Here is an 11875-nt window from a genome sequence, read left to right as displayed (position 1 = left end):
AGATCTTTATTAGGCAACCTCTCATCCTCAACAATAATACAAATTATATTTTATAGTATCTTTTATCTAGATGTTGAAAACATAGCAAATGCTATTTAACTTGCAACGAGTCGCCTTGGCGTAGCAGGCGTCTGCTCCTAGAAAATAAAGGTTACCGCTGTAGCTTACAAATTTTAAGGCTTATCCCGTTCGCACAGGTTCACACCACCATTGAGAATTAGACGATCCTGAAACGTAGGGGACGGCTTGTATCTGTCGTAGCGAAACAAGGCCGACGACCTGATCTTCGGATGCCGCGTTCTTTTCAGAAACTGCAAAGAAGTCGTTCGGCCCCCAGCTTCACCAGGGACATGGACAGATTCGCTGCTGCGCGTCGATCAGAGAGGTGGCTACGCCGAGGCTCGGGTCTTCCGTCCACAGGCGACTTCATTCGCGGGGACGTGAGTTTGGAGCCGACCGGGATGTGGCGCAGATACCCGGCGGCGATCTCGTTCGGTGCCAGGCTCGGCGGATGGATATAACGGCGGGTATTTCACTCCTCGTCCCTCCGCCTTAGCGGTAGCGCTGGGCGCACTGGCTTGCGACGGAAGTACACGTGCCGTTCCTCGTCTTGTCGGATGTCGTCGAGAGCGTCGAAGATATCCATGCCGTTCTCGAAGGCGTGTTCTTTCCATTTGCGGGTGTCGCCAACGATGCCGCGCCGGGTGACCGGGCCGATCTTTTGGCCAAGGCCGAGAAGAGTGTCGATGGATGTTTGGAAGCTACGGCGGCGGTTCCAGCGGAAGACGAATTCGTTGCAGTAGATGTCGACGTGCTTCTCCCGAAGGCCGTGGTATGTCCCCATCGCCCAGCGCTTGAAGTTGGAGAAGATGCGATGAATCCACTTGAGGACGATATGGGCTGGCATTGCATTCTTGGCGCTTAGATTGTGTGCCTTGTGTTTGCGCTCTGCAGGCCGTTTGTAGGTACTATAACCATCGGTGATGATCTCTGTGCCGCGAGCGGCGTTCTGGGCAATGAACCGCTTCAGCGCCTCGCGATCCGCGACCTGGACGCGTTGCAGCCTCATGCGCCCGGCATAGAATTTATCGACAATCTCGACCGCCCCGACGAGGACCATCTTCCCTATTGGGCTACGGCCTTGCCCTCCCGTGACCGGGTCCGTCTGCCTTCGATAAGGCACGTTGGTCTCGTCCATCTCGACGATGCCTCTCAACGGCCGCCGATCCGGATCGACCATGGCGCGACGAAGCTTACGGAGAAGAAGCCAGGTGGACTTATAGCTGGCGATGCCCAGCTTGGCCTGGAGCTGAAGGGCTGACATGCCGTTCGAGTGAGTTGCAACAAGGTAGCGGCCAGGAACCATTTGCGCAGCGGCAGATGAGTGCCGTGCATCACTATCCCGGCGATGAGCGAGGTTTGATGATGGCAGCCAGTCTTGGTCCGTTCGCCTTTAGCATCGACCAAAACGCTCTGGCATTCCCAGACCCACGGCCGTGCCTCAAGCCGCCAGGCACGGTTGCGCCGCTGCCAACCTCCAAGATGGAATTTCAAGTTAAGTGCCAGGTCTCAAAATAAGTGCCAGGTCATCTTGTTGAAACTGTTAGGGCCGGAATCTCATGGTTAAATGCAAAACGACAACTGGAGCGATCAACGGTCAAAGCAGGGCGGCCCTCAACCGTCCGAATTTGCTATGACTAACAAACCGCGTCACGATACGGTACCGTCCATACGGACTGGCTCCGACCCGTAAACTCCGCGATGCTCCAAATGCCGGAACGGAGGGAGCGATCGTGAGCTCAGACGCAACTAGGGACACCGTCCACGATATAACTGAGCCGCCTGCGCTGAGGGGTCCGCGGTAGAATTTCCGCCAGCAGGATACAAACAGAAGCAGGTACTGCCATTTTCTCATGATTGTCTGTCGACGACGCATATAGCAGTTGTTTTTGAACGACCGTTTGCGTAAAGCAGGTTTCGTTGGAAATGCATCTGCGCTACTTGTTTTAGCGCCACTGTTTATTACACGGAGAATACCTTGACGGCGAAAAGAGCATTAATTACAGGCGTGACCGGCCAAGACGGCGCGTACCTAGCGGCCCTACTCCTCAAGGAAGGGTATGAGGTATTCGGTCTCGCGAGGCGTTCTAGCTCGTCGGATGTCAATCTTAGTCGGCTTGACTGGCTTGGGATTACCAGCGACGTACGGATTGTCGACGGAAACCTGCTTGACCTTTCCGGTATGATCCGCACCCTGCGTGAAGTAAAACCGGACGAGATATATAATCTTGCAGCGCAGTCTTTTGTGAAATCATCTTGGCAGCAGCCGTTGCTTACCGGTCAAGTCACCGGTTTAGGTGTGGTGAATCTCTTAGAAGCCATTCGCCTTGAAAGTCCGAACGCCCGGTTCTATCAAGCTTCTTCTTCAGAGATGTATGGCCTCATTCAAGAGTCTGTACAAACGGAAACAACGCCGTTTTATCCTCGGTCGCCTTATGCGGTAGCGAAGCTCTACGGACATTGGATTACCGTCAACTACCGTGAAAGCTACGGCCTCCACGCCTCAAGCGGCATTTTGTTCAATCACGAGTCACCGCTCCGGGGCATTGAGTTCGTTACACGAAAAGTAACCCACTGCATTGCAAAGATTAAACTTGGCTTGGCACAAGAATTGCGGCTTGGGAACATTGACGCGAAACGCGATTGGGGCCACTCCAAAGATTACGTCCGTGCCATGTGGCTAATGGTACAGCAAGATATTGCTGACGACTATGTGATTGCAACAGGCCGAACGACTACTGTTCGAGATATGTGCAAAATTGCTTTTGAGCACGCGAACCTCGAGATGGATCGTTATCTTGTGATCGACCCTGATCTTTTCAGGCCTGCCGAGGTAGACGTTTTGCTCGGTAGCCCTGCGAAGGCGACTGCGGCGTTTGGTTGGACGCCTACGATTTCGCTTGAAGAAATGATCGTCGAAATGGTCGACGCGGACTTGAAGAGGCTGTCCAACCTTAAGTCACTCTAAGGAAACGGTGAAGCAACGTTGGAAAAACGAGTATTAGTAACTGGTGCATCCGGCTTTGTCGGATCTTATACTGTGGATGCCTTACGGGCGCATTCGAAGTTATCCGATATTGCCGTATATAGCGTGGGGCGAGCGGATGGCTTCGATTTTTCCATGGACTTGAGAGATCCTGCGGCATGGGTCAGAGTATTAAAAGACGTTTCGCCAACGGCTATTATTCACCTTGCAGCGATTGCTGCGCCTGGCGATGCAAAAGCAAATCCGGGCGCAGCGTGGGAGACAAATTTCAAAGCGACCGTCGACTTAGCTTCGAGTATAATGCGTTACGCACCGGACTGCCGGCTAGTATATGCGGGGAGCTCAGAGGTGTACGGCGCGACGTTCAATGAATCCAAGTCCGTAAAGGAAAGCGCTAGTCTTCGACCCACAAGCCTCTACGGTGCGACAAAAGCTGCGGCGGATGTGGCTCTAGGCCAGATGCACTATGACGGGCTACGATCGGTTCGGTTCCGACCCTTCAACCATAGTGGGCCACGGCAGTCGCCGAACTTTGTATTACCAGCATTCGCAAGCCAAATTGCCAAGATCAAAGTAAGCGGACAATTTCCAGAAGTTCAGGTTGGAGCACTGGAAGTAGTAAGAGACTTTCTTCACGTGCGAGATGTTGCAAGTGCCTATGTAAACGCCGCTCTCGACGAGGAGAGGAACCTAGATGGTAGGGTGTTCAACCTCTCAAGTGGTTCTCCTGTGCCAGTGCAATATATTCTTGACAAATTAATTTCTCTCTCAGGGCTGGAGATTGCAGTAAGTCAGGATACTGCAAGGATACGTCAGTCCGAAATTCCTTATGCTGCAGCAGACTCAAGCGCTGCGCGCTCACTGCTGCGCTGGGAACCGAAGTATACTTTGGACGATCTTATTGAAGACGTCTTCAATTACTGGGTATCCCTCGAGCAGAAACTTGTTACCGGGCGAAATCATCAATGAAATTTGGAACAAGCGGCCTCCGCGGTCTCGTCACTGATCTCGAGGGGCGAAATTCAGCCCGATATGCTCAGGCGTTTGCTAACTACCTACTGCAGTCCGGTCTTGCGCAGCCGGGCGATTGTATTTTGGTAGGGCGCGATTTTCGGGCGTCGAGTCCGGGCATTGCTGCCACGTGCATTGGCGCTTTGCAACGCGCAGGCATGCGCCCGTTGGATTGTGGACCTATTCCAACGCCCGCGGTTGCCGCATATAGTATGTCACTTCGTGCGGCTTGCCTGATGATTACTGGATCGCATATTCCGGACGATCGTAATGGGATTAAATTCTATCGCCCGGACGGCGAAATTGACAAACATGATGAGGCCGCAATCACAGCGATTGCGGACGAGCTAGACAAGCAAGAGATAAATTCTACACCCAGCTCCGCGCCGGAATGCAGAGCGGAGGCGGAAAAATTGTTTGTTCGCCGAAACGCGACACTTTTGCCGGTAAGAGCGCTATCAGCCTTAAAAATTGGTGTCTACCAGCACTCAAGTGTGGCGCGAGACATGTTCGTTTCATTACTTGAGAGCTACGGCGCGCAAGTGGTGCCGCTCGGACGGTCTGGACATTTTGTCCCGGTTGATACCGAGGCGGTATCACCGGAAACCATCAGTCTTCTTGCAGGCTGGTGTAAAGATCACGCTCTAGACGCAATTGTCTCCGCTGATGGCGACGGAGATCGGCCTCTCGTGACTGACGAGAACGGCAAACCGCTACGTGGCGATCTCCTCGGCCTGATTGGCGCCAAGCTTTTGGGAGCCGACGCGATTGTTACTCCAGTCACGTCGAATTCTGCAATTGAGGCCAGCGGCGTTTTCGCCGTTTTTCGTACGAAGGTCGGTTCGCCTTTTGTCATCGCCGGAATGCAGGAAGCGCTCAATGCGGGATATACAGACGTAGTTGGCTTCGAGGCCAATGGGGGAACCCTCAACGGCTCGCGGTACGTCGGGAACGGAGGTTATTTTTCACCGCTTCCGACCCGGGACAGCTTCTTACCAGTGCTTGCTTCACTACATCTCCGTGCCGAACGACGGGAGCCGCTCTCCTCGATCGTTGGAAGCTTTGGCCTAGCTTCCACCGCAGCCGGTCGTCTCGAAAATTTTCCAGTCATATCCAGTGCGGCACTGATGAAATATTTGCGCGCCTCTGAACAAAATCTTGAAACCTTTTTTTCGACGATCGGCCCGATCGCTAGTACGAGCGATATCGATGGAATGCGGGTAACATTACGCGATGGAAGGATCGTACATCTAAGGCCATCGGGCAATGCACCTGAGATGCGTTGCTATGTGGAGGCGGAGACGGATGCTGGAGCGGAGGCGTTACTGAACGCGGGCCTTGCTTTAATCAATCACTGGCATGCTGCTCGTGAACCCGGACTCCAGAACCAACTTCGCAGCTGAATTTATAACTTCAATCTCAATATCGGCCGCAGTTTCCATTTAAACAGGTCGAATTACTTTGTAGCAAGAACCGGAGATTTCTTCGATGACCAGCAAAATCGTTCCCGTGATCATGGCCGGCGGCAGGGGCACTCGGCTGTGGCCTCTTTCACGTGCCACAGCGCCAAAACAGTTCATCCAATTCATCGGTGATCAAACGTTGTTCCAGGCCACGCTTGCGCGAGTTTCTGATACCACCCTCTACGAGGCTCCGGTAATAGTCACGAACGAAGACTCCCGTTTTCTTGCAGCCGAACAGGCCCGCGAAATTGGTGTCGCTCTTACCGCGACCTTACTTGAACCGGTGGCGCGCAATACGGCGGCTGCGGTTGGAGCCGCTGCGGCCTTCGCTGTTCGTAAATTCGGGGAAGACACTCTCATCCTAGTCCTCGCCTCCGACCACGAAGTTGGCGCAGGTGAAGACTACACCAACGCCATCCGCATCGCTCAGAAAACCGCCGCATCGGGAAAACTCGTCGCGTTCGGCGTTACTCCAACCGAGCCTTCCACCGGCTACGGTTATATCGAAACCGGCGATAAGCTCCCGACCGGCGCTGCCAAGGTGAAGCGTTTCGTCGAAAAACCGGGGCTGCAACAAGCCGAAAAGATGCTTGCGAGCGGCGGCTTCGTCTGGAACTCGGGGTTCTTTATGTTTAAGGCTGCTCAGGTTCTCCAGGAACTTGCACTACACGCACCGGAGGTAGAGAGTGCCGCAACCGCTGCCGTGGAGAAAGCTGTTGGCGATCTCGACTTTATACGCCTGGACCAGGCTACATTTTCCGCGAGCCCGAACATATCAATCGACTATGCGCTGATGGAGAAAACCGTGAGCGCTGCGGTTGTGCAGGCGTCGTTCCCTTGGTCCGATATGGGTAGTTGGGATGCCGTCTGGAAGCTCGGAAGCCAAGACCAAGCCGGCAATGTCACTTCCGGCAACGCGACTCTTATCAACACCAAGAATTCGCTTGTGATGTCGCGTCACGGCCATCTCGCCGTGCAAGGTCTTGACGGAGTGGCAGTCATCGCCAGCGAGGACGCCGTTTACGTCGGACGCTTGGACGAGAGCCAGAACGTAGGCGAAATGGTGAAGCAGCTCGCCGCCGCGAAAGCGACGACGGCATTGACTGAGACGCACCCGACCTCCTATCGGCCCTGGGGCGGCTATACCTCGATCCTTAAAGGCGACCGTTTTCAGGTGAAGCGCCTGTTTGTAACTCCAGGCCAGAAGCTTTCTCTCCAAAAGCATCATCATCGCTCGGAACATTGGATTTGCGTTAAAGGTACCGCCGAAGTAACGATCGGGGACGAGGTGAATACCGTACGCGAGAACGAAAGCGTTTATATTCCCCAAGGTGAAGTGCACCGCCTCTCCAATCCAGGCAAGATTTTGCTCGAAATGATCGAGGTGCAAACTGGCTCCTACCTTGGCGAAGACGACATCATACGCTTGGTCGACGCCTTCGGAAGAGGCTGAAAGCGCAACTGCGTCGCGTCGTTCCATTCAGGGAACGATTACATTACTCAGCGGCACTGGATGCCGCGTTTTTAATCACTCAGAAACCGAGGGTATTGGTAATGTTCTCCAGACGTTCGAATCCGGCACGTTTAATGCGCGAGGCAGACGCTGCGCGGGATTCACGCGCTTGGGAGAGAGCTGTGCAGCTCTATAGTAATGTAACCGAACGTGCGCCAAGAAATAGTGCTGCTTGGGTACAACTGGGTAACTGCGCAAAAGAATGTCATAAATTCTCGATAGCAGCCAACGCTTATGCACGGGCGATTACACTCGATCCTGGAAATGAAGATACTTATCTGCAATTAGGCCATCTCAAGAAAATTACAGGTAACATAGTCGATGCGCTTTGGGCCTATTCTAGATCAGATAGTATTAAACCTGGCGGCGACGCAGCCAGGGAAATAAGATCGATTAGTTCCGAGTTCCAGAGCTTCGAGCATCGAATAATGCAGCAACTGATTGTAGAAAGACCAAGCATAATCATTTCATCCTTCGAAAAGGACCCATCGCTTACCGCAAATCGATTAGAAGAAGCGTCTGATACAACTACGCTGTCGAATGATAAGCTTGATCCGCATATACGTGCGGCAATGAAGCGGTTCCTAAAAATTCTTACTGGCGGTTAAACCTATGAAAATTGTAGTAGATCTGCAGGCCTGCCAGACCCCTGGAAGCGCCACTCGAGGAATAGGACGATACTCGTTCTCCTTGGCCGAGGCGATGTTAGAAGTCGGCAACGGTCACGAATTCATCTTAGTTGGCAACGATGCTTTTCCTGATACGATGCTCGAGATCAGGCGACGTTTCCAGGATCTCGTCGAACCGTCCAGAATCAAAACCTTTACCTCCCTTTCTCCATCCTCTGCGAATAATCCGTCGAACCATTTTCGGCGGGCGGCGTCAGAGCTTCTCAGAGAAAAGTTCATTTCGGACTTGCGCCCTGACTTCGTGCACATATCCAGCTTGTTCGAGGGAGCGCACGACGATGCGATAACTTCAGTCGGTGGATTTCAGTCGCAAGGTCTTTCTGCTGTAACGCTGTACGACCTGATTCCTTTGCTAAAACAGCATCTTTACCTTACTGATATGCAAATTAAGCGCTGGTATTTGAATAAAGTCGGAATGCTCCAACGTGCGGACCTTTTACTTGCTATCTCAAACGCCACACGCACAGAAACACTCGAAGCCCTCGGATTAGAAGAACAAAAAGTCGTCAACATATCAAGTGCGGCTGATAGTGTTTTCCGCCCTACAGAATACAGCGATGTACAGATTGACGATGTGCTGCGGAAACATAAGCTTAGCAAAACTTTTATCATGTATACCGGTGGGATCGACGGTCGGAAGAACATCGAATCGCTCATTCGTGCCTACGCAAAAATGCCACTGCATCTTAGGTCCAAGTATCACCTAGCCATCGTATGTTCGATTAGTCCTACTGACAGAGCAAGGCTAATTGAACTTGGGCGGTCGCATGGGATTAAAGATGGTTCCCTTGTTCTTACTGGCTATGTAAGCGAAGCCGACCTGGTTGTGCTATACAATTTATGCAGCCTTTTCGTCTTCCCTTCGCTACATGAAGGGTTCGGACTGCCGGTGCTGGAAGCGATGGCCTGCGGGGCTCCATCAATTGGCTCAAACAACAGCAGCATCCCGGAGGTTATAGGACGAGCGGACGCTCTTTTCGACCCCTACGAGGAAACATCCATAACCGCGAAAATGATCGAGGTACTAAACAATCCGGGCTTCGCAGACGCGCTTCGACAGCATAGTCGCCAACGCGCAACTACCTTCACCTGGGCGCAAAGTGCTAAGCGCGCGATAGACGCGATGGAAGAGGCATCAAAACGTAGAGCTGAAATACGTAACTACAGAGCGATGGCTCCGGCCAAACCCACGTTGGCTGTGCTATCGCCGCTACCGCCCGCGAAGTCCGGGATAGCCGACTATACGGCAAAACTCCTACCTTACCTTCACACATACTATAATATCGAGGTCGTAAGCGACCGCCCAATAGTTGACGATTGGATATGGGCGAATTGTAATATCGTGTCACCGGCAGAATTCGAGATGCGCGATGATCTGAAGGTCTATGATCGCATACTATACCAACTTGGGAATTCTGACTTCCACGAATACATGTTTGATTTGCTCGAAACCCGTCCCGGCACTGTCGTGCTACATGACTACTTTCTTAGCGGAATTGAAAGTTGGCGTGAGCATCATTACGGCAAGCGACATCATTTTGTTGACCAACTTACAAGGGCGCATGGATACAAGGCGCTTGTCGAGCATATGCGAGAGGAAACGGAAAATTATACTCTTTGGAAATACCCGGTTAACAAGCACGTTGTTGACAATGCCTATGGAATAATTGTTCACTCCGATTACTCGCTGAGCGCGCTGAAGAGCGAATATGGCATCTTCGGCCCGGAATCAGCTCGAAAGGTACCAATTGCTCAGGCCGGTTGTAAGCCCGATCGAGCTTCTGCACGCAAGCACCTCGGGCTCCGTGATGATGATTTCATAATTTGCTGCTTCGGCTTCCTGGGTGAGACAAAGCTCAATCATGTTTCAGCCGAAGGCTTTTTAAATTCATCTCTTGCCAAACGTGACGACTGCAAGTTGGTGTTCGTGGGTGAAGGAAGCGGCGCGTATCAGGAAAGCCTTTTGAGGCTTATCGAAGCATCACCAGAGCGTGATCGCGTTTTCATTACCGGTTTCGCTTCTGCCGAAGACTACGCGGCGTATTTGTCTGCTGCCGACGTCGCGTTGCAGCTTCGCTCAAAGTCGCGTGGAGAGACATCGGCCGCTATTTTGGATTGTGCCGCCCACGAGGTCGCCATTATTGCAAATTCGCACGGTACTTTTGCTGAACTTGATCCGGGTGCCGTTATAATGTTGCCCAATGAAGTGGCCCCTCGGGACGTATCTGCAGCATTGGAAACACTCTATTCAGATCGCGGTGCCTTAGCTGCCTACACAAATTGCTTCAGCCAAATTCTAAGAAATGAACACGCGCCACCGCTCGTCGCACAGAAATATTTCGCCGCCATCGAGCATTTCTGGAGCCAGAACGCCCTATACAAGGAGAGACTGATACCCGAGGCTCTCCGAAGGACTCAGTATTACAGCGCAGCGTCCTCCGGGGATGTTACTGCCATTGTCCAAGCATCTGTCGTAAACCGGATTCGCACCGGAAAACATAATCTTTTTGTCGACGTTTCAGAGCTTATACGTAAAGACTGGGGGTCCGGCATCCAGGCGGTTGTGAAGTCCATACTCTGGTCCCTAGTAGCGAACTATTCCGAGCAGTATAATGTTTTGCCGGTCTACTTCGAGGAGGCCGACGGGTCAGGCGGTTACTTTTCCGCGAGGGAGTTCTCGGCAAGGTTTTTCGGTGGAGTATCGATCCCACTGACCGATCAAAAGATTGAACCGGCTGGCGGCGATATATTCCTCGGGATAGACTTGGACTATTTCGGCCCGATTTTGAATAAGGACCGGGGTGTTTACAGCCGCTGGCGGGCACGCGGTGTCGGCGTTTTTTTCTTCGTGTACGATATCTTGCCACTAAGCAACCCGGAGTTTTTCCAAGGCGATAGCTACACTGCATTCTACAGGTGGTTGACCGCTGTATGTGAGAGTGCAGATGGCCTCATATGCATCTCTGAGAGCGTGGAGAGAGAACTAAGAGTATGGCTTGAGGGCGTAGATCTCTCCCGCTCAACGACATTGGGACTCGGGCATTTCCACTTAGGCACCGATATCCGGTCGTTTGGAGACCATAGTAAGAATTTGGCGCTATCGGCGGTGTCCGGCTTGGACTCTCTCGATCAGACCCTTCCCACACTTCTTATGGTTGGCACGATAGAACCGCGTAAGGGGCACAGCGACGTCCTTAACGCTGCGGCTTTGCTATGGCAGAGGGGAGTCCGCTTCAATCTAGTCGTTGTAGGGAAGCGCGGATGGCTGTGCGACGATATTGCACGACAGATGGAGGCACTTGTGCAAGAAGGGCGAAACTTATTTTGGCTCCAAAGCGTCGGGGAAGAGATTTCCCGCGTGTACGCAATGTCTGACGGACTGATTGCGGCTTCCTACGCTGAGGGTTTCGGCTTGCCATTGATCGAGGCTGCCGCGGTCGGTCTTCCATTATTTGCCCGCGACATCCCTGTGTTCAGGGAAGTCGCGAAGAATGGAGCTACATTTTTTACTAGTGAATGCGCCGATATTAGCAATGAACTGCAGCGTTGGATAGCGGAGATTATTCAGGGCACGGTGGTTAGTTCCTCGAGCGTTGTAGCACAGACATGGAATGCTGCTACCGATCAGTTGATGAGACGCGTTGAAGATCGAAACTGGCCAATCGGATGGTCTCGATCTAAAGAATTCTGGAAATTTCGTGCGATGGACGAGAAGCTTCAATGCCCGGTGGGGGTGCGAAAGCGCGGCAGGATAGATAGCGACGGCACAGACGGCGTGCTCTTATATGGACCGTACTTGGCTCTCCCATCCGGTATCTACGAGGTTAAACTATTAGGCGCACTTGAGAGTACAGACTCTTCGTCGGTGTTAATTCAAATAACGGCCAACCGCGGTAACGATATCATAGCTTCAGAGGAACTTTCTGGTAAGGTTCGGACTGATGAACTGATACACGCATTCCCACGTATGTTACTTGCGGAGAACGTCACTGACCTTGAAATCCGCGTAGACATCAAGGGGAAACCGGAAATATCGATCTCAGGGATAGAGATCAGACGGCTCGCTAGTTAGGCCTCTGTTTCGGCGTGCAAAATTGGCCCCGTAGCCGGGGGGCGACTGGCGTCGGCTTTATCGGACCATCCGTTTTTTGAC

General features: G+C 52.5%; 7 protein-coding genes. 6 read left to right on the top strand and 1 reads right to left on the bottom strand.

Annotation, left to right across the window (positions count from 1 at the left end; translation table 11 throughout):
• Positions 1-532: 532 nt before the first annotated feature.
• Positions 533-1366 carry an IS1595 family transposase gene (locus ACQY1P_RS02650; RefSeq protein ID WP_430253855.1) on the bottom strand — a complete coding sequence of 278 codons (834 nt, stop codon included), beginning with the start codon at positions 1364-1366 and terminating at the stop codon, positions 533-535.
• 672 nt (positions 1367-2038) lie between these two features.
• Here ACQY1P_RS02650 and ACQY1P_RS02645 point away from each other — a divergent pair.
• The 6 genes from ACQY1P_RS02645 to ACQY1P_RS02620 all read left to right on the top strand — a co-directional run bounded on the left by ACQY1P_RS02645 (position 2039) and on the right by ACQY1P_RS02620 (position 11794).
• A complete protein-coding gene (locus ACQY1P_RS02645) occupies positions 2039-3028 on the top strand; it encodes a GDP-mannose 4,6-dehydratase (protein ID WP_430253853.1) in 990 nt (329 codons plus the stop codon).
• Positions 3029-3046: 18 nt separating this feature from the next.
• Complete coding sequence (locus tag ACQY1P_RS02640; RefSeq protein WP_430253851.1) at positions 3047-4015, top strand: NAD-dependent epimerase/dehydratase family protein; 969 nt, start codon at positions 3047-3049, stop codon at positions 4013-4015.
• Entirely contained in the window at positions 4012-5460 is a 1449-nt protein-coding gene (locus ACQY1P_RS02635) for a phosphomannomutase (RefSeq protein WP_430253849.1), read from the top strand. Before ACQY1P_RS02640 ends, ACQY1P_RS02635 begins: the two co-directional genes overlap by 4 nt.
• Positions 5461-5545: 85 nt before the next feature.
• A complete protein-coding gene (locus tag ACQY1P_RS02630) occupies positions 5546-6973 on the top strand; it encodes a mannose-1-phosphate guanylyltransferase/mannose-6-phosphate isomerase (RefSeq protein WP_430253847.1) in 1428 nt (475 codons plus the stop codon).
• A 101-nt stretch (positions 6974-7074) separates the two neighbouring features.
• Entirely contained in the window at positions 7075-7641 is a 567-nt protein-coding gene (locus ACQY1P_RS02625; protein ID WP_430253845.1) for a hypothetical protein, read from the top strand.
• 4 nt (positions 7642-7645) lie between these two features.
• Complete coding sequence (locus ACQY1P_RS02620; RefSeq protein WP_430253844.1) at positions 7646-11794, top strand: glycosyltransferase; 4149 nt, start codon at positions 7646-7648, stop codon at positions 11792-11794.
• Positions 11795-11875: the final 81 nt, after the last annotated feature.

The organism is Neorhizobium sp. DAR64872/K0K18 (genome assembly GCF_050500175.1).
GTDB lineage: Bacteria > Pseudomonadota > Alphaproteobacteria > Rhizobiales > Rhizobiaceae > Neorhizobium > Neorhizobium soli.
The sequence above is the reverse complement of the archived record's forward strand: the minus strand, read 5'-3'. Positions and strand labels throughout refer to the sequence as shown.